Consider the following 18,948-nt stretch of genomic DNA (forward strand, 5'->3'; position numbering starts at 1 on the left):
GGGATGTTAATTGTGTCCAAAGTCACAGAATTACAACGTGTTCGGTTGATGCACCGCTGGTCGGCTCGACAACGCGGGGTTGGGCCGTTGGCATGGAGGGGTGCCAGATCAAACGATCCAACAGGTTGAGATCGACGGCGGTGTCGTCGTCGGGGTGGACAGCTCCGCGTCCTCGCTGCGCGCTCTGCTCGTGGCGGCTGAGGAGGCCAGGCGGCGCAACACCGTGCTGCACGTGGTGCGCGCCTGGAGCTTCCGGACCGCGCCGCGACCGTCGGACTGCCCGCCGAACGTGGTCCCCAGCCTGGACCAGTTCCAGCAGTCCGTCCTGGAGGACACCGAACGCATCGTGAACAAGAAGCTGGGGGAGCACCCCGACTTGCCGGTGCAGATCCACGTCGTCCACTCGCCGTCGCCGCAAGCCCTGCTGTCGGCGTCGAAGGGCGCGGAGCTCCTCGTGGTGGGCCATCGAGGTCGCGGCGGTTTCGCTGGCCTGATGCTCGGCTCGGTGGCCGAGCAATGCGTCCGCCACGCGGCCTGCCCGGTTCTGGTGGTCCGCCCGAACGTCTGAACGCCACCTCGCCCGCAGGCCGCGCCCGACGACCCGGATACCCGAGAGCTTGCCTTTGATCTTGTTTTTGAAGCGGCGCAGCCGCTTGGCCCACCCTCGCAACTGGCACCACCGCGGGTTCTCAGGCAGTGCTATGCGGGGACATCCCGCACCGCTAGGCAAAACGAGTTCACAGACAGATTCCGAGAAAGCACAGGGCCCGGGCCATCCCCCGAATGACAGCCCGGGCCCTCCCCCGTCCCGACCGCCGGCGCCCCCGAGCGCTGCTGCAGTCGGTCGATTTCGGTTGTGCCAGTCCGCCGCACCGTTGCCCCCGCACGGTGTCCACTACGGACACTGCGTGCCGCAATGGTCACAGCGCACCGAGGTGGCGACGTCTGCGGCTCGATCTTGTCGCCGATCCTATCTGTTGACGTGATCAGACTCTCGGCCGGGCTGGGTAACGTTTTGCTATCCCCCGCCCAGCAGGGCATTTCTTTAATTGATCATGAAATTCCACACCAAGATCAATTCTTGCTGGTCAGGCGTCCCGCCGCCGGACGATGATCAACGCGATCAGCCAAAGGCCCGCCGAGATCGCGGCGAAATAGCCCAGCGCACCCCACGGCCCGAATGGCATATCGCCCACCCCGTCGGCTCCAGTCAGGAAGTGGTCGGCGGCGACGAACGGCATCCACTTCTGCACGTCTTCGCCGATCTCCGGGATCAACCCGACCAGGTTCTCCACCAGCAGCGACCAGATCAGCAGCAGAGTCACCGCTCCCGCGGTCTGCCGCAGCAGGGCACCGACCGCGACCGCCAGCACCGCGCCGATGGCGAACACCACGCCGACCCCGGCGACCTGGCGCCACGCGTCGAGCGTGCCGATTGCGAGATCCGCGTTCGGCACCAGCACCTTCGCCGCGCCCCACGAGCCGAACGCCGCCACCTCACCGATCAGCAGCGCCACCACCGCGACGACCACCGTTTTGGCCAGCAGCACAGCACTCCGGTTCGGCACTGCCTGGAAGGTCGCGCGGAGCGTGCCGAAGCGGTACTCGGTGGTGATCGACAACGCGGCCAGCACCAGCACCACCATCAGACCGAACTGGTGGCCGATCTGGGTCATCTGCAACGGCATCTGATCGTCGGCCCGGGACGCGAACAGCGTGGCGAACCCGATGGTCAACGCCAAGGCCAGGAAGGTGCACCACCACGGCGAGCGGGTGGAGAAGAGCTTGATGCGCTCCACGGCGAGCAAGGTCATCGGGTCACCCCCGAGGTGGTCAGCGCGGACGCGGCGGGGCCGAGATCGGTCTGGTATTCAACGGCATTGCTGGTCATCTGCATGTACGCGTCTTCCAACGAGCCCCGTTGCGCGGTGAGTTCGTGCAGGACTATTCCTTGCTGCGCGGCGAGTTCACCGATCTGCTCGGTGGTTACCTCGTCGACCACGAGGGTGTTCGCCGCCGTGGACCGCACGCTCAACCCTTGCGAGCTCAGCACCTGCTGCAACTGCGTGGCGCTCGGCGAGCGCACCAGCACTCCCTGGGTACTGGCGTTGTCGACGAACTGCTGGGTGCTGCACTGCGCGATGAGCTCGCCACGGCCGATCACCACCAGTTCCTCGGCGGTCAGGGCCATTTCGGACAGCAGGTGACTGGAGACGAAGACTGTGCGCCCCTCCGCGGCCAAGCCCTGCATGAACCGCCGGATCCAGTGGATGCCCTCCGGGTCCAGCCCGTTCACCGGCTCGTCGAACAACAGGATCTTCGGGTCGCCGAGCAGCGCGACGGCGATGCCCAGCCGTTGCGACATGCCCAACGAGAACCCGCCCGCCCTGCGACGCGCGACTTCGTCCAGGCCGACCATGCCGAGCACCTCGTCGACCCGCTTCAGCGGAATCCCGTTCGACTTGGCCAGCCATTGCAGGTGGGTGCGCGCCGACCGATTGGGGTGCACCCACTTCGCGTCGAGCAGCGCTCCCACGGTGCGCAGCGGGTGCTTCAACTCGCGGTAGAGCTTTCCGTCTATGCGCACCTCGCCCGACGTCGGCCGGTCCAGGCCGAGCATCATGCGCATGGTCGTGGACTTACCAGCACCGTTGGGACCGAGAAAGCCCGTTACTCGGCCGGGTTTCACGGTGAACGACAAGTTGTTCACCGCGACTTTCGGTCCGTAGCGCTTGGTGAGGCCGGTCGCCTCGATCATGATCACTCCTGTTGCCGCCGACTGCCGCGGCCCCTGACCGGGGCCACGAGATCAGCTTGCATGTTCTGGCACTACGCCGACATCGGTCCAGCGTCTGGACTTCGGGTCATCCCCGAGTCGTAGTGAACCCGACCTGAAGGATGACCGCCTCAGGGTTGTCCCGGAGATCTCACCTGAACAAGCGGTCCAGGACAGCCGCCAGGCCGTCCTCGGAAACCGGACCGGTGACCTCGTCGGCTGCCGCGCGCACGATCTCCGGTGCCTGCCCCATGGCGACGCCGAGCGCCGCCCACCGCAGCATTTGGATGTCGTTGTCCCCGTCACCGGCGGCGAAGGTGTCCTCGCTGGCGATGCCGAGTTCGGCGCGCAGCTTCTCCAGCGCCGAGCCCTTCGTCACGCCCTCGGGCACGACGGTGACCAGCGGTTCGTAGTGGTCCAGGGTGATGGTGCAGGACGGCATGTCGAGATCGCCCAGCGCCTCGAAGACCTCGGCGGGCTGGTGGTCGACCCAGTGCGCGATCAACCGGGGCACCGGTTCGCTGACGAGTTCGTCCAGCGAGGCCAACTGCTGCGGGCCGTGCAACTCGTGCTCCTGGAACTTCGTGGTCACCAGGTTCCCGACGCCGATCTGCTCGGCGGCGAAGCTGGCACCCGGCAGCCGACTCGCCAGTTCGGCCAACACCGGTGCCGGGTCGAAGGTCTCCACCGACAGCGGCTCGCGGGTGACCACGTCCATCAGCACCGCGCCGTTGGAGCAAAGCGCGAAGCCGCTGGTCAGTTCAAGTTCATCGAGGATCGGCTGGGTGCCGAGCATGGCGCGGCCGGTCGCCACCACGACCTGGCTGCCCGCCTCGACCGCGCGGCGCACCGCCGCCTTGACCACCGCGGAAATCTGCTGGGTGGCCGGGTCGAGCAGGGTTCCGTCGACGTCGACAGCGATCAGGCGAGGCTTCCACGCGGCGTCGGTCACCAACGCAGGTTAGCCGCCGTTGGCGGTGTTGTGGCTGGTTGGAGGCGTATTTCACGCTTCTCCCGGTTTGACCAGGCCGGTCTCGTAGGCCAGCACCACCGCCTGCACCCGATCCCGCAGGTCCAATTTGGACAGAATGCGGCCGAGGTGGGTCTTCACGGTGGCCTCGGACAGGAACAGCTTGCCCGCGATCTCGCTGTTCGACAGTCCTTTCGCCACCAGCACCAGCACTTCGCGCTCCCGGTCGGTCAGCACGTCCAGCACCGCGGGGTCCCGCAACTCGCCGACGCGTTCGCCCAGGAACCGGTCCAGCAGCCGCTTGGTCACGCTGGGTGCGACCACCGCGTCCCCGCTGGCCACCGACCGCACCGCGGTGACCAGGCTCTCCGGCGGGGTGTCCTTGAGCAGGAATCCGCTGGCCCCGTTGCGCAACGCGGACAGGGCGTATTCGTCCAGGTCGAAGGTGGTCATCACCAGGACCTTCGCGCTGTCCGCGGCGACGATCCGGCGGGTCGCCTCGACGCCGTCGAGCACCGGCATCCGGACGTCCATCAACACCACGTCGGGCCGCAACCGCCCGGCGAGCTCGACCGCGTCCGCACCGTTCCCGGCCTCGCCGACGACCTCCAGGTCGTCCTGGGCGTCGAGCACCATCCGGAATCCCATGCGCATCAGTTCCTGGTCGTCCACCAGCAGCACGCGAACCATGGCAACACACCCTATCCGAGCAGGGATTTCGAACTCGGAGAGTGCACGGATCGGCTTGCCCGGCGGAACCTCGGAGTGGGTGCCGGTTTTGCCCTGAAACTGGCACCCGATCCCGCGTCTTCCGCGCGGCAGGGCGAGGCCGAAACCCAACGGCTACCGCTGCATCGACGGCATGCTTTCGCGTTCGGTTTGGCCGATCGGCAGCAGCGCGTGCACCCGCCAGCCTCCGTCCGCGCGCCGACCGGCCTCCAGCGTTCCGCCGTAGACCACGGCTCGCTCCCGCATCCCGATGAGCCCGTTGCCGCCCGAGGTCAGCTCGGTCCGCTTCCGTCGTTTCCCGTCATCCAGCACCTCGATCTCGATGCGTTGTCCGTCGTTGTCCGCGCGGACCCTGGCGGTGGCTCCCGGTCCGCCGTGCTTGACCACGTTGGTCAGCGATTCCTGCACGATCCGGTACACGCTGAGCCCGATCCCGGTCGACAGCTCGGTGAAATCGCCGGTCACCTGCAACGACACGCGGACCCCGAGATCGCGCACCCGGTCGACCAGGTCGTGCAGGTCCGCAGAGGTCGGTTGCGGAATCCGGCCGGGTTCGCCCTCTGCTGGACCGCGCAGCACACCGAGCAGGCTCCGCAGTTCGCCCAGCGCCTCGCGGCCGGTGCTGCCGATCGCCTGCAACGCGCACTCGGCGAGTTCCGGCTTGTGGCGCAGGGCGTAACCGGCGCCGTCGGCCTGCGTGACCATCACGCTGACCGAGTGCGCGAGCACGTCGTGCACTTCTCGGGCGATCCGGTTGCGCTCCTCGGCGACCGCGATGCGGGCCTGCTGGTCGCGCTCGAACTCCAGGCTGTGCAGCCGCCGCTCCACCTCGGCGTGGTACGCACGGCGGGCTCCGACGAACTCGCCCAGCATCCAGCAGAATCCGGCCAGCAGGACGAAGAACGCGACCTGGACGAGGACCAGGCCGATCACGTTCTCCGGCAGGCCCTGCTGGGTGAACAGCCGGAGCAGGAAGAGTCCGCCGGTCAGCGCGGTGTAGAGCGCGGCTTTCCAGCGGCCCGCCCCGGCGACCAGGGTGTAGATCATCACGCACGCCACCACGGTCGCCGCGGCGAAATCCGCGCCCTGGTGGGCAACCGACATGATCGCCACGCCGAGCAGCGCGACGTACGCCGACGGCACCGGCCAGATGCGCCGCACCGCCAGCGGCACGGTCAGCAGCAGTCCGACCACGACGTACAGCGCGGACGGCATGGCGATCGCCCGGTCACCGCCATCGTTGAGCCCGCCCAGGTGTACGAGCAACATGAAGGTGGCGATCCCGCTGTCGCCGACCAACGGGCGCGCCCGCAACCAGAGGCTCAGTTTCCGCACACTGCCGAGATTAGGACGTCCGGACCTGCGCGGACGTCATTCCGCAGGCTCGAATCGGATCAACCCGTGGTCGTACACCAGGCAATATCCCTTCGACGTCCCGGCTGATCAGCCATGCGTGGCAGGATGTCACGGACAGCGAGTGGCCGCGTGGATCGGGAGGGCTGACGTGCGCAGGCAAGTGGCGGAGCCGCCCTTCCAGCACGTCCGCAGCCTGGTTCTTCGAACGCCATCTCCGCTGGACCGCCCCGACAGCATGTCCAATGCGCGAATCGTGTCGGGAGCAATGGCGTCCGCGGTCGCGCTGCACGAGACGACCCGCACAGTCCACCGGAAAGGTCGGCGTTGAGTACCGAGCAGCAGCACTGGCCCGGTCCGCTTTCGGCTGCGGTCGCCCGGCTGTGCACCGGGTTGCAGCCGCAGGTGTCCGAGCGGAGCGCGGCCGGATTCGCCGAGGTGCTGCGCAGGTTGTCGGCTCCGCTGCAGGTGGCCGTCGCGGGCCGGATCAAGTCCGGCAAGTCCACACTGGTCAATGCGCTGATCGGGCGCCGGGTCGCGCCCACCGACGTCGGCGAGTGCACCCGGCTGGTGACCCGCTTCCAGTACGGCACCGTGGACCGCGTCGAGATCATCTTCCGGAACGGGAAGAAGCAGGCCGTGCCGTTCGAGGCCAACGGCGGCATCCCGGCCGACCTGGGCGTGGACATCGAACAGGTCTCGCACCTGGAGGCATACCTGACCAACGCGGTGCTGCGCGATCTGACGGTGATCGACACCCCGGGACTCGGTTCGCTGGACGCCGCCTCCGTGGCGCGCACCGAAGAACTGCTGGGCACCCGGCCGGAGACCGAGGACGACGACGAGTTGGACCCGGTGTCGCGCAGCGCGGTCGCCGGAGCCGAGGCCGTGGTCTACGTGGTGACGCAAGGGGTTCGAGCCGACGACGAACAGGCGCTGGCGGCGTTCACCGCGGCCACCGCGAGCCGGGAAGCCGGACCGGTCAACGCGATCGCGGTGCTGAACAAGGCCGACACCATCGAGCCGAGCTCGGTGGAGGACTCCGACGGTGACGTGTGGAAAGCCGCCTCGCTGCTGGCGGAGAAGCAGTCGCAGCTGCTCAAGCCCAAGGTCGCGGACGTGCTGCCGCTGATCGGCCTGCTCGCGGAAACGGCGGAATCCGGCGAGTTCACCTCCGGTGACGCGGAGGCGCTTCGCGGCCTGGCCAAGCTGGACGAGGCGACCCGCGAAACGCTGTTGCTGTCGGCGGACCTGTTCACCAGCTGGGAGTGCGACGTCCCGGCCGGTACCCGCAGCCGCCTGCTGGAACGGATGGACCTCTACGGAATCCGGTGCGCGCTGAAGGCGATCGACGCCGACCCGGAGATCACCGCGGGCGCGCTGCGGCGGCGGCTGCTGGATTCCTCCGGGCTGGCCTCGGTGTTGAACCGGCTGGACACGGTGTTCCGCGCACGGGCCGACGGCATCAAGGCGGCGGCTGCGCTGGCCTCGGTGACCGCACTCGCGCAAACCTCCGGCGACCAGGGCGAACGGCAGCGGGTGCACGACGCGATCGAGGTGCTGCTGGCCAAGCCGGAAGCGCACCAGCTGCGGGTGCTGGAGGCGTTGACGCTGGTCGCGGCCGGGGCGGTGACGATGCCGACGGATCTGGCCGACGAGGTGATGCGGGTCGGCAGCAGCACCGATGTCGGCGAGCAGCTCGGTCTGCCGGGGCGGCACCGCAAGGAACTGACCGACTACGCGCTGGAACGGGCGAACTGGTGGCGCTCGTTCTCATCGTTCGGCGCCACGCCCGCGCAGAGCCGCATCGCGCACGTGGTGCACCGGGCGTACTTCCTGATCTGGCAGCAGCTGCGGTCCGGGTGATGACGGTGCGAAATTGGCGGGGTCGACAGCGTCGGCAGAAATCACCCGAAAGTGGAACCGGTGGCGTGCCCGCCGCGTCCGATCCAGACGAGGGCACCGCTGTGGCCCCGGATGCTGACGCAGAGTTGGGGACCAAGATGACCGCCGTGACCAGCGACATCGCCACCGATCCGCTCGACCGCGCACTGGCTGAACGGGCGACGCTGATCCAGCTGTGCATGTACGCGATGGACCGGGCCCGCAGCGCGGGCGTGGTGGAACGGCTTTCCGAAGGGCTCAGCGATATCGGGGTCGCGGCGCTGCGGCCGGACGGCACCCGGTTCGACCCGGCGCACCACGAGGCTGGCGGCACGTTGCCCACCGACGACCCGACGCTGGACGGCGTGATCGCCGAGACCGAGGTGCTCGGCTTCGCCGACCGGGATCGCGTGCTGCGCGCTCCGGTGGTGACCGTCTACCAGCTGCGGACGAAGTGAGAAGCCTTCCGGTGGTGCTTCGGTTCGGGGACAATTTCCGGTCTGGACTGGGATTCCGCCACGTAGCACGGGTTCGGAGAGGAGCGGGGCGAGCATGACGGCGTCTGCACCGGCCGCGGTCGCCGCGGCACTGCCGCAGCAGGTCAAGCAGGCCAGGGACAAGCTGCTCGCGCTGTTGCGGGAGGCCGACCCGACCGCCGCGGAGTGGGTGGAGCAAGTTCGGCGCAGCCGTCCGGCGACGCCCAGCGTGGTCGTGGTCGGCGAAACCAACCGCGGCAAGAGTTCGCTGGTCAACGCCCTGCTCGGACACCCTGGACTGTCCCCTGTGGACGCTGACGTGGCCACCGCGACGTACCTGCAGTTCGAGCACGGCGAGCAGTGGGCGGCGCACGCCTGCTACCCCGGCCAGCAGGACCCGGTGTCCTTCGACCTGGCCGAGCTGCCGAACTGGGTGGGCGCGGGCCGCGAACTGCCCGAAGGGCAGCTGCCGCCGCGCTACGTGCGCATCTCGGCGCCGCTCGACGCGTTGGAAAAGGTGACGGTGGTCGACACCCCCGGTGTCGGCGGGTTGGACGCGCTGCACGGCGAACTCGCGATGGAAGCGGCGGCTTCGGCTACGGCGCTGCTGTTCGTCGTCGACGCGTCCGCCCCGTTCACCCGCGGCGAGCTGGACTTCCTGCACAAGGTCGGCGAGCGCGTCGAGACCGTGGTCTTCGCGCTGGCCAAGACGGACCAGCACCGGGGTTGGCGGCAGGTCCTGGAAGACGACCGGAAGCTGCTGGTCGAGCACGCGCCGCGGTTCGCCGACGTGCCGATCTTCCCGGTGTCCGCGCGGATGCTGGAGCTGGCCGGGAACGCGCCGAGCGAGCAGGCCGCGAACGTGCTGCGCGAGAAGTCCGGCATCACGGAGCTGCGCACCGAGCTGGAGCGGCTGATCGGCGGTCGGTCGATGATGCTCGGCGAGGCCAACACGATGCGCGCACTGTCCACTGTGCTCGGTGAGTTGGTCGCGAAGCTGGAGGGCGAGAAGCGCGCGCTGACCGTCGGCGAGGACGAGGCGGAGTCGCTGCGGGCGCGGCGCGACGAGCTGTCCACCGCGCGGCGCTCGTCGACCCGAGGCTGGCAGGTCAAGCTGCGCGGCGAGATCCAGCGCACCCGCGTCGAGACCAGCCACGAGGTGACCCGCCAGGTCCGGGACGTGCAGAACTGGTTCCGCCGGGCCATCGACGGTGCCGACCGCGACCAGCTCGCCGATCTGCCCCGGCACGTTGACGTGGCGTTGCAGATGGCCTCGACGCGCATCGCATCGATGCTCTCCGCACGGCTGGCGACCGTTGCCGAGCAGGCGTTGAAGGAGCTGTTCTCCGCCGAGGAACTGGACGTGATCCGCTCGCAGTTCGCCCGTGGTGTGCAGGCGCCGATCGCGCTGCGCCCGCCGGACAAGCGACCGCCGACCGCGGAGGACAAGCTGCTGGTGTTCATGGGCGTCTCCGGCGGGCTCGGCGTCGGGCGCGCGGCCGCGATGCCATTGGCCGGGCTGGGAATCGCGGCGCTGAACCCGGTGGTGCTACCGGTGACGATCGTGCTCGGGCTCGGCGCGGGCTGGTGGATGGCCCGAACCCGCAAGCACGCGGCGGACAAGCAACACCTCAAGCAGTGGCTGACCGACGCGATCGCGGACGCCCGCTCGGCGCTGGACCAACTCGTGGCGGAGCAGCTGATCGAGGCGGAGCAGCAGCTGTCACTGGCCCTGGACGACGCCCTGACCAGGCGGATCGAGGCGATCGAGGGGGAGCTGCGCGAGGTGGACAAGGCGCTGAAGATGGACGCCGCGGAACGCAGCCGAGAACTCCAAACGGTCAACCGCCGCCTGACCGAAGCAACAGCGGGCCGCGACCGAGCGGAACACCTCCTCGGCAGCATCCGCAACCTCCGCGACACCGCGGCATGAGCCGATCAGGTGAGGAGTGCGGGGCACCCTTTACCAAGTAACTGGGTAAAGGGTGCCCCTCACCTCAGAACTTCGGCGCGTCGAACCGGTCGGAGCGGATCGCCGCGAGGAACGTGTGCCACTGGTGGTGGTCGAGGGATAACAGCCCGCCGTCGCGGTCCTTGGTGTCCCGGACTCCGACGGCGTCAGCGACGAGGCCGACCTCGACGCAGTTGTTGTTCGGGCCGCTGTGGCTGGACTTCCGCCAGCCGACTTCGACGCAACTTGACTGCGTACCGCTGTAGCTGGACTTGCGCCAACCCGCAAAATCTTCGTTCATCGTCCCTCCAGGTCGTCGAGGTAGGAGCGGATCAGCTCGGCCGACTGATCCACATCCAGCGCTTCCGTTCGGAGCGTAGACGTGAGTTCGCAAAAGCCAGTCGTGTCTGCCCGCTCGTCGAGAAACTGCCCTGAACGGCGATGTTCCAGGTGAACGATCGGGTCGGCCTTTGCGAACTCCAGCAGGATGTGCGAGCCATCTTGTCCAATGTGGGCGCCGAGCTCGAACGGCAGAACCTGAACCAAGACGTTGTCGAGATCGCCCATCTTCAGGATGTGCCTGAGCTGGTCGGCCATGACCTCCGCACCGCCGACAGGTCGGCGAAGCACCGCCTCGTCGATGAACGCAAGAAAATCAACAGGCGATGCCTTCGTCAGTACCTCTCGCCGTCCCATCCTGATGGCAACCAACATCTCGATTCGTTCGGGAGGAATCCCGCCTGTACGGAAGACCGTCCGCGCATAGTCTGCGGTCTGAAGCAAGCCTGGCACCCTGACCAGAGACAGGTCGACGATGCGCGTCGCTTCGCGCTCGAACTCCAGCAAAGCTGACAACTGACGCGGGATTCCAGGATTGCCGACCTCTGTCCAGTTCGGTTGATCTGCTTCCTTCGCCGCTTCGATCAGCTCGTTCCGGCGCGCACCCGTGACCTGGTAAATGGCGAGTATGGCCCCTAGGTCTTCGGCACTGGGCACCTTGTCGCCACACTCGATGCGGCTGATCGTCGAGCGCGAAAAGCTGAGGCGCTGTTCGAGTGCCCGCACGGTAAACCCAGCTTGCTTGCGAAGTTCTCGGAGTTCCGCGCCGAGTACACGAGCTTTCGCAGTGTTCGCCATGACCTAACCCTATGTTTCGCATTGATCACCTGATGTGATCAACCTTAGTTGTCCCTGGGACATCACAAGACCCTATGCCATAGATTTGTCTTGGAAACAGGCTTAAACAGGAGGCGAGATGTTCGAAGCGGCTGGGGTGGATTGGTTTTGGCGGCCCGTTGGGGTTGGGCGGCACGGGTTCGGCGTGGCCGCGAAGCGGGCCGAGCCGCATGCGGCGGTGACCTCGTTCTGCGGGGTCGAGGTGGAGGCGTGGCAGGTGCAGCAGCTCCCGCCGGAGATCGAGTGGATCGACCAGGACACCTGCATGGCCTGCTGGCGTCGGATCGCCGCCCAGTGGTCGTGAGTGGTAATGGCCGCTCTGGCGACCATTACCACTCACGACCCCAAGCAGCAGAAACCCAACCTCAAACGCAAAGGGGACACCGATGTTCTGGCTTCAGGTGAGCACTCTCGTGCTGGTCAACGCATTGATCGCGAGCATGCTGCTCATTCGCGTGCCGCGCGCTCAGCACACCGGTGCGGGTGACGGTGCGCTCAACGTCTGGCAGCTGATCGAAGCAGTCGAAGCCGAACGACATCGGGAAACCGAGTCCACCGGACGCCATCGCCTGAGCCCGGAAACCCTCGCCCGCCTTCGGCTTTGACGTCGAGCAACGCGAAGCACGACGTCGGTCGATCCGAACCCCTCGGTCGCCTTCGGCTTTGACAACGGTCGACGCCGAAGCCCCGGCTCATCTCCGGGTTCGACACCTACAGACCTCGTCCGGCCGTTGTCCCTCCCCGGGCCGGACCTCATGGTGGCCGGGCGCTTCGCACCCCCGCCCCGGCGCCCGGCCACCCCTCCGATCCAGCACGGTCCTCGGAGCCCATCCGTGCACCCGCTTCGCGCCTGTCCGAGTACTCGTCGTGCGGCGTTGCCGAAGTGGGGCTGGCGATTTCTCGCGAAATCGGCAACGCCGCCACCTGCCCTTCACGTGCGCTTGGCGAAGTGTGGGCGACAGCTCGCCCGACGCGGGCAGAACCGAGGTCCTTCACCTGCGGAACCTGCGCCCTCTACCCTGCGTCCTAATGGTTGCAAGCTGATCGCGGCGAGGGGTTGCGGACGTGTACATCGAGGAGACCGGCGCGGGGGACGGCGACATCAAGGTCACGGTCGACGGCGAGGAGTACACCGCCGAGGCCAACTACGACCTCGACGGTGATGGCGTGGACGAGACCGTCACGGTGCTCACCGATGACGGCTACGTCGCCTACATCGACGAGAACGCCGACGGCCAGGCCGATGTGATGCAGTCGATCGACGCCAACGGCGTCGTGGTCGAGCAGGCGCGCTTCGACCCCGGGACCGGCAAGTGGACCGGTGAAGCGCCGGACCAGCACCCGGGCAGCGCCGACCCGCAGGACCAGGGCGGCCAGTCGATGGTCATCGACACCCCGCAGGGCGACATGCAGGTCGGTCCGGCCACCGAGGACACCAACTCCGACGGCATCGCCGACACCGCGGTCGTCGAGACCGACGCGGGCGGCACCATGCTGGTCACCGACGTCGACGGCGACGGGTCGGCGGACCAGGTGGTGGAGATCAGCCAGACCGGCGACGTGACGATCTCGCACCACACCGGCGACGGGCAGTGGACCGTGGTCGAGCAGGGCAAGATGACCGACGACGGGCAGTACGCGCCGAACCCGGCGACCGGTGCGACCGACGACGCGACCTGGACCTTCGACGACGCGGCCCAGCCGCACGCGGCGACCGTCGGCGACCAGCACCACTCCGACCAGCAGGGCGGTGGTCAGCGCGGCGGGGCGGCGGCTGGCAAGGCCGACTCCGACGACGCCTGGAGCTGACGCCCGGCTTTCGCAGTGGCCAGCGCCGCCACCCGCAGCGGCCACACCGGGAGATCCAACTCACAGGCTCCGCCGCTGGCGTAAGAGCGGGGTCGCGGTGAGCGGCTGAGGTGTTTTGCGAACACAGCCGCAGACAGGCCCGAATTCTCTTGACCGGCCGGTGCTTCTGAGGTCCGCGTTGGGCGGGTTCTCCTTGTGGGCCGCGATAAACAACCGCCATTTGGTTGATGCCCGCGCGTAACGTGGCGTTCGCGCGGACGTCCGGTTCGCCGGAAAATCTGGACTCGAGCGTTCCCGGGACGACGAGATTTTCGTCTGGACCATTAAAAAGATCGCTTCTGAATCGATACCCTTATCGTTCCTGTGAGAGAACGAACAACTCTGATCTCCATCGCGCGCCGCTCTCGCCGTTAGCCTCGGTGCATCCCTTTTTCTCTTCGCCCGACCCCCGGGCCGGGCGAAGCTTTCCCTGCAAACGCCGACGGGCCGCCCCGTCGGCGCCCAATCCGGGCTGTGGCGCCCAGTCAGGAGACACGACGCGATGACCGCATTGACCATCCCCGGTCTCGACCAGGCACCAACCGAACACGAGCGCCTGCTGTCGTGGGTGCGCGAGGTCGCCGAGTTGACCATGCCCGACCAGGTGGTGTGGTGCGACGGCTCGCAACAGGAATGGCAGCGGCTGACCGATCGTCTCGTCGAGGCGGGCACCTTCACCCGCCTGGACAAGAAACCGAACTCGTTCTACGCGGCTTCGGACCCCTCGGACGTGGCGCGTGTCGAGGCTCGAACCTTCATCTGCTCGGCGCAGGAGAAGGACGCCGGGGTCACCAACAACTGGATGGACCCGAACGAGATGAAGGCGACCATGACGGAGCTCTACCGGGGCTGCATGCGTGGTCGCACGATGTACGTGATCCCGTTCTGCATGGGCCCGCTGGACGCCGACCCGCCGAAGCTGGGCGTGGAGATCACCGATTCCGAGTACGTCGTGGTGTCGATGCACCTCATGACCCGGATGGGCGCGAAGGTCCTGGAGAAGCTGGGCACCGACGGCGAGTTCGTACCCGCGCTGCACTCGGTGGGTGCGCCGCTGGAGCCGGGCGAGCAGGACGTGCCGTGGCCGTGCAACGACATCAAGTACATCAGCCACTTCCCCGAGGAGCGGATGATCTGGAGCTTCGGCTCCGGCTACGGCGGCAACGCGCTGCTGGGCAAGAAGTGCTACTCGCTGCGGATCGCCTCGGCGATGGCCCACGACGAGGGCTGGCTGGCCGAGCACATGCTGATCCTCAAGCTGATCTCGCCGGAGGAGAAGGTCTACTACGTCGCGGCCGCGTTCCCGTCTGCCTGCGGCAAGACCAACCTGGCGATGCTGCAACCGACCATTCCGGGTTGGCGGGCCGAGACGCTCGGTGACGACATCGCGTGGATGCGCTTCGGCGAGGACGGGCGGCTGTACGCGGTGAACCCGGAGGCCGGGTTCTTCGGCGTCGCGCCCGGCACCAACTGGAAGACGAACCCGAACGCGATGCGCACCATCGAGCAGGGCAACTCGGTGTTCACCAACGTCGCGCTCACCGACGACGGCGACGTGTGGTGGGAGGGCATGGAGGGCGACCCGCAGCACCTCACCGACTGGAAGGGTCGCGACTGGACTCCGGAGGGCGGCGAGAACGCCGCGCACCCGAACTCCCGGTACTGCACGCCGATGTCGCAGTGCCCGATCCTGGCACCGGAGTGGGACGACCCGAAGGGCGTGCCGATCTCGGCGATCCTCTTCGGCGGTCGGCGCAAGACCACGGTGCCGCTGGTGAACGAGGCGTTCGACTGGCAGCACGGCGTTTTCCTGGGCGCCACGCTGTCGTCGGAGAAGACCGCCGCCGCGGAGGGCAAGGTCGGTGACGTGCGGCGCGACCCGATGGCCATGCTGCCGTTCATCGGCTACAACGTCGGCGACTACTTCCAGCACTGGGTGAACGTCGGCAAGTCCGCGGACGCGGGCAAGTTGCCGCGGATCTTCTACGTGAACTGGTTCCGGCGCGGCGAGGACGGCCGCTTCCTGTGGCCGGGCTTCGGGGAGAACTCCCGCGTGCTCAAGTGGATCGTCGACCGGCTGGAGGGCAACGCGGCAGCGACCGACACCGCGATCGGCCGGGTGCCGTCGGCCGACGACCTGGAGCTGGCCGGGCTGGACGCGCCGAAGGCGGACATCGACGGTGCGCTGAACGTCGACGTCGCGGAGTGGAAGGCGGAGCTGCCGCTCATCGACGAGTGGTTCGACACCGTCGGCGATGCGTTGCCGAGCTCGATGCGGGACGAGCTGGCGGCTCTGAAACAGCGTCTCGGTCACTGACCGGGCGACCCCCGGACGGGTGGACTTGGCGAAGCGACGTGGGAAGCTTTCGCGTCCATCCGTCCGGTGCGGGGCCTAGCTGGACTGTGCGCAATCGTGCGGTGTTTCCCCAAGAGAGATGAAACTCTTTCGGGGAAACACCGTTTTTGTTCCGCTGGCAGGTGGATCTACGCAGCTCGAAGGAGTACTTCGGGGAATCGCAAACGATCAGCAACCAGGCGGACACTGAACGCGTCTGAAGTGAAGACCGCCGAAAAGGCGCGATACGAGGGGGTGTGTGATGGCTGATCTAGCCATGTTGGCGTTGTCCCTTATCGCGGTTGCTGCGGTGTTCCTGTCGCTGCGCCACGAGGATCACGAAACCAGCGAACAGTCCGAGGCCGGTGACCTCGACCGCATTCACCGGGATCAGGTCGGCGTGCAAAGGGGGGCGCAGTTTAGATGATCGGTAAGAAATTTGCACAAGCCTGCGGGCGGTGAGCGGAACAAGTCCACTCACCGCCCGCGAGCTTTTCACCGGGTATTTCGCGGATCAGCCCAGCACGCCCGCCAGATCCTCCAGCACATCGAGCAAACTCCGGCCGGTCGGCGCGAAACCGTGCGGCTGCACCGGTTCCGGCGCCGGTAACCCCTCGCAGGTCAGATCCCCCTCCGGCACCCGGCCGTCGATCAGATACCCCTCGACCACGTCGTCCACGCAGGCATTTCCTATCCCGTAGACACCGTGATCACCTTCGTTGCGCACCGTCACGAGGCGGGAGCCCTGGAACTGCCGGTGCGCGATCTCGGCCCCTTCGAACGCGGTGGCCGGGTCGTGCTCCGAATGCAGCATCAGCACCGGCGGAACTCCCGCTCCGGTCGGCGTCGGCAGGCTCACGTCGGGCCGCTCCCAGTACAAGCACGGCTGCGAGATCGAGTAGTAGCCGTAGGTTGGGAACTTCCACCCCTGGATGCCGGACTGCGCGACCACCGACTCCGGCGTGCCCCGGAATGCCGTGTCGTTGCAGCGGATCGAAAACAGCGTCGCGGTCTGGCTGTCCATCGGGTCGGTCGCCTGCATCGGCATGGTGCGCGACCGCGCCTGCGCGAGCACTGGTGCCGCTTCGCCCGCGCCTTCGCGCAGTGCCGCGAGGGTGTCGCCGAGCCGCGGGAACGCGGACTTCGAGTACATGCTCTGCAGCACGAGGACGTCCAACGCGTTGTGGTCGACCGGTGGGCCGTCCGGAACCGGCAACGGGTTCGCCTTCAACGCGGCGCGCAGACCGTCCACAGTGGCCTGTACTTGGGCCGGGTCGGTACCGAGGTGGTAGTTCGCGTCGTGCGCGGCCAGCCAGGGCAGCACGTCCGCGCGCCAGCGGCGTTCGAAGGCCATCGGCTGCCAGCCGAAGACGTCCTGCCAACTGCCGGTGAACTCAGCGTTCGAGTCCAGCACCACCTTGTCCACCGACCGCGGGAAGTAGGTGGCGAAGTAGGCGCCGAGCCAGGTGCCACCGGAAACCCCGTACCAGTTGATCTTCTCGCGCCGCTCGACCTGCCGGAGCAGGTCGAGGTCGGCGACCGTCTGCTCGGTGGTGACGTAGCGTCCGAGTTCGCCGCTGTGCTGCTGGCAGTCCGCGGCGAACTGCCTGTTGAGGTCCATGAGCGCCTGGATGTTGGCCGGATCGCGGTCCCGGACGTCCAGGTTCGGCTGCCGCTGCGGTCCACATGAGACAGTGCTGCTGCGCCCGGTGCCGCGCACGTCGATGCCGTAGATGTCGAAGTTCGCGGGCAACTCCGGGCGGTTGATGCTGAGCATCGCCAGCGGCATCGCCAGGCCCGCCCCGCCGGGGCCGCCGGGATTGGTGAACAGCGCGCGGTCGCTCGGACCGCCGGTGGCGGGCAGTCGGCTGACCGCGATGCTGATTTCCCCGCCGTTGTTGGGATTGTGCCAATCCATCGGCGCGGCCAACGTGCCGCATTCGAGGCGTTCGGATCCCGGTGGGAGCTCCGGTGGGAGCTCCCCCGCGAAGCACGGCGCCCACTGGATGCGCTGCTCGGCGAACTTCGCCGGAACCTCGAACGTCGGCACGGGCGAGGCCAGCGCGGGCTGACCAGTCGCGAGGAGCGCCCCCAGGATGGTCGCAACCCCTGTTGCACGCGTGGTGTTCCGCATGCAGTCCCCTTCCATTGGTGACCTTGAGTGATCCCAAGATCAGCAAATCAGGGGACATCGCGACGAGGTACTACCGTCCGTCGATACTTCCTGTGACAAATGTCAGGAGCTCCGCGTCGCCCCGGCGCCGTGGTGCGGAAGGTCGTAGCAGGGGAGATCGATTCCGCTGCTGACGTCCTGGCCCGCTTTCAGCATCTGGTTCAGCAGGAACTCGTTGCCCAGCAGGAGGTTTCGCGCCCAGCGGCCGAACCGCCCGGGAGCCAGGAACTTCCCCGTGCGGTCACCGCCGACCTGGCACCCGGTCGCGTAGTCGCGCACCAGGGACTCGTACCGCGCGAACGCGGCCCGGTGATCCCCGTCCGCGGCGGCCAGTTCGCCCGCGAGCACGTACGCCGCGACGATCGCGGTCCCGGTGCCCATCCCGCCGATCGTCGCGCCGCCGGCGGCGTCCCCGACCAGCGAGATCCGCCCGCGCGACCAGGGATCGACGTCCACCCGGCTGATCGAGTCGAAGTAGAGCTCCTCGGTTGACCCCAGCGACGCCAGCAGCCTTGGTGCCTCCCAGCCGAGATCGCCGAAGGCGTCGGTGATCAACCGGCGCTGCTGGTCGAGGTCGTGGCGGTCGTAGTCCAGCCGCGGCGCCTTGAAGACCACGAACGCGTTGGCCCGCTCGGAGTCCCGGAAGTCGCAACCGACGGAGACCAGCCGCCCCGGCGCGTTGTAGTTCAGCGAGCCGGGCGGCAGGCCGAGGTAGTTGGGCAGGTCCCAGGTGGCGACGTAGTAGCCGAGGTGGCTGACGAAGCGCTCCTCGGGTCCGAAGGCGAGTCGGCGGACCCCGGAGTGCACCCCGTCCGCACCGATCACCAGGTCGAAGCAGCGCTGCGCGCCGGAGGCGAAGGTGACCTCCACGCCACCTGGCGTCTCGGTCAGTTCGGCTGCGGAGTCACCGAAGACGTAATCCGCGACATCCGCGCTGCGCTCGTAGAGCACCCTCGCGAGGTCCGACCGCAGCACCTCCACGTCCCCGCCAGCGAAGTGCGCGGGCAGGTGCAGCAGCGTGCGGCCGCGTTCGTCGACGAAGGTCATCGGGCTGCCGCCGGTCTGGATGTCGCGCAGCTCCGCCAGGACGCCCATGCGCTCCAGGACGGTCAGATGCGCTTCGCCGCGGAAATCCACGGCACGCCCGCCGCCGCGCAGCGCCGGGGCGATCTCGACGACGGTGGGTTCGAAGCCGTAGCGCCCCAGCCAGCAGGCCAGCGCGGGCCCGGCGACGCTCGCACCCGAGATCAGGACCTTCTTGAGCATGTCAGCACTCC

At 67.8% G+C, this 18,948-nt stretch carries 18 protein-coding genes; 9 read left to right on the forward strand and 9 right to left on the reverse strand.

Translation table 11 applies throughout. The features are described from left to right. The first annotated feature begins 100 nt into the window (after positions 1–100). Complete coding sequence (locus tag MOQ72_RS15770; RefSeq protein ID WP_242184300.1) at positions 101–568, forward strand: universal stress protein; 468 nt, start codon at positions 101–103, stop codon at positions 566–568. A gap of 520 nt (positions 569–1,088) precedes the next feature. Here the strand turns inward: MOQ72_RS15770 and MOQ72_RS15775 are convergent. From MOQ72_RS15775 to MOQ72_RS15795, 5 genes are all read right to left on the reverse strand, one after another. Further along, positions 1,089–1,814, reverse strand: a complete 726-nt coding sequence (locus tag MOQ72_RS15775; RefSeq protein WP_242184301.1) for a hypothetical protein — start codon at positions 1,812–1,814, stop codon at positions 1,089–1,091. Further along, entirely contained in the window at positions 1,811–2,758 is a 948-nt protein-coding gene (locus MOQ72_RS15780) for an ABC transporter ATP-binding protein (protein WP_242184302.1), read from the reverse strand. Before MOQ72_RS15780 ends, MOQ72_RS15775 begins: the two co-directional genes overlap by 4 nt. 169 nt (positions 2,759–2,927) lie before the next feature. After that, positions 2,928–3,728 carry an HAD family hydrolase gene (locus tag MOQ72_RS15785; protein ID WP_242184303.1) on the reverse strand — a complete coding sequence of 267 codons (801 nt, stop codon included), beginning with the start codon at positions 3,726–3,728 and terminating at the stop codon, positions 2,928–2,930. A 51-nt stretch (positions 3,729–3,779) separates the two neighbouring features. Next, on the reverse strand, positions 3,780–4,436 hold the full coding sequence (locus tag MOQ72_RS15790) for a response regulator (RefSeq protein ID WP_242184304.1): 657 nt from the start codon (positions 4,434–4,436) through the stop codon (positions 3,780–3,782). A 153-nt stretch (positions 4,437–4,589) separates the two neighbouring features. After that, positions 4,590–5,810 (reverse strand): sensor histidine kinase, encoded by a 1,221-nt coding sequence (locus MOQ72_RS15795; protein WP_242184305.1) that lies wholly within the window; start codon positions 5,808–5,810, stop codon positions 4,590–4,592. 345 nt (positions 5,811–6,155) lie between these two features. Here MOQ72_RS15795 and MOQ72_RS15800 point away from each other — a divergent pair, with 345 nt between their 5' ends. From MOQ72_RS15800 to MOQ72_RS15810, 3 genes are all read left to right on the forward strand, one after another. After that, positions 6,156–7,694 carry a dynamin family protein gene (locus tag MOQ72_RS15800; RefSeq protein WP_242184306.1) on the forward strand — a complete coding sequence of 513 codons (1,539 nt, stop codon included), beginning with the start codon at positions 6,156–6,158 and terminating at the stop codon, positions 7,692–7,694. Beyond that, positions 7,694–8,170, forward strand: coding sequence for a nucleotide exchange factor GrpE (grpE, locus tag MOQ72_RS15805; RefSeq protein ID WP_372495392.1), 477 nt, complete (start codon positions 7,694–7,696; stop codon positions 8,168–8,170). The genes MOQ72_RS15800 and grpE overlap by 1 nt, the downstream gene beginning before the upstream one ends. 94 nt (positions 8,171–8,264) lie before the next feature. Beyond that, positions 8,265–10,121 carry a dynamin family protein gene (locus tag MOQ72_RS15810; protein ID WP_242184308.1) on the forward strand — a complete coding sequence of 619 codons (1,857 nt, stop codon included), beginning with the start codon at positions 8,265–8,267 and terminating at the stop codon, positions 10,119–10,121. 64 nt (positions 10,122–10,185) lie between these two features. On the opposite strand, the gene MOQ72_RS15815 is transcribed toward MOQ72_RS15810, so the two are convergent. Next, positions 10,186–10,440 (reverse strand): DUF397 domain-containing protein, encoded by a 255-nt coding sequence (locus MOQ72_RS15815; protein ID WP_242184309.1) that lies wholly within the window; start codon positions 10,438–10,440, stop codon positions 10,186–10,188. After that, positions 10,437–11,276 (reverse strand): helix-turn-helix domain-containing protein, encoded by an 840-nt coding sequence (locus MOQ72_RS15820; protein WP_242184310.1) that lies wholly within the window; start codon positions 11,274–11,276, stop codon positions 10,437–10,439. Before MOQ72_RS15820 ends, MOQ72_RS15815 begins: the two co-directional genes overlap by 4 nt. Positions 11,277–11,394: 118 nt before the next feature. Between MOQ72_RS15820 and MOQ72_RS15825 the strand changes: the two genes are divergently transcribed. From MOQ72_RS15825 to MOQ72_RS15845, 5 genes are all read left to right on the forward strand, one after another. Beyond that, positions 11,395–11,619 (forward strand): hypothetical protein, encoded by a 225-nt coding sequence (locus MOQ72_RS15825; protein ID WP_242184311.1) that lies wholly within the window; start codon positions 11,395–11,397, stop codon positions 11,617–11,619. Between the two features lie 82 nt (positions 11,620–11,701). Then, positions 11,702–11,920, forward strand: a complete 219-nt coding sequence (locus MOQ72_RS15830; RefSeq protein ID WP_242184312.1) for a hypothetical protein — start codon at positions 11,702–11,704, stop codon at positions 11,918–11,920. A 460-nt stretch (positions 11,921–12,380) separates the two neighbouring features. Then, the gene (locus tag MOQ72_RS15835; protein WP_242184313.1) at positions 12,381–13,124 is read left to right on the forward strand and encodes a DUF6802 family protein; all 744 of its coding nucleotides are present in this window, start codon (positions 12,381–12,383) and stop codon (positions 13,122–13,124) included. A 541-nt stretch (positions 13,125–13,665) separates the two neighbouring features. Continuing rightward, the gene (locus tag MOQ72_RS15840) at positions 13,666–15,480 is read left to right on the forward strand and encodes a phosphoenolpyruvate carboxykinase (GTP) (RefSeq protein ID WP_242184314.1); all 1,815 of its coding nucleotides are present in this window, start codon (positions 13,666–13,668) and stop codon (positions 15,478–15,480) included. 280 nt (positions 15,481–15,760) lie between these two features. Further along, positions 15,761–15,925 carry a hypothetical protein gene (locus tag MOQ72_RS15845; RefSeq protein ID WP_242184315.1) on the forward strand — a complete coding sequence of 55 codons (165 nt, stop codon included), beginning with the start codon at positions 15,761–15,763 and terminating at the stop codon, positions 15,923–15,925. Positions 15,926–16,012: 87 nt separating this feature from the next. Here the strand turns inward: MOQ72_RS15845 and MOQ72_RS15850 are convergent, their stop codons facing one another. Next, positions 16,013–17,632 carry an alpha/beta hydrolase gene (locus tag MOQ72_RS15850; RefSeq protein WP_242184316.1) on the reverse strand — a complete coding sequence of 540 codons (1,620 nt, stop codon included), beginning with the start codon at positions 17,630–17,632 and terminating at the stop codon, positions 16,013–16,015. Between the two features lie 102 nt (positions 17,633–17,734). Then, entirely contained in the window at positions 17,735–18,937 is a 1,203-nt protein-coding gene (locus tag MOQ72_RS15855) for an FAD-dependent monooxygenase (RefSeq protein WP_242184317.1), read from the reverse strand. Positions 18,938–18,948: the final 11 nt, after the last annotated feature.

Origin of the sequence: Saccharopolyspora soli, from assembly GCF_022678645.1 — a bacterium.
GTDB lineage: Bacteria > Actinomycetota > Actinomycetes > Mycobacteriales > Pseudonocardiaceae > Saccharopolyspora > Saccharopolyspora soli.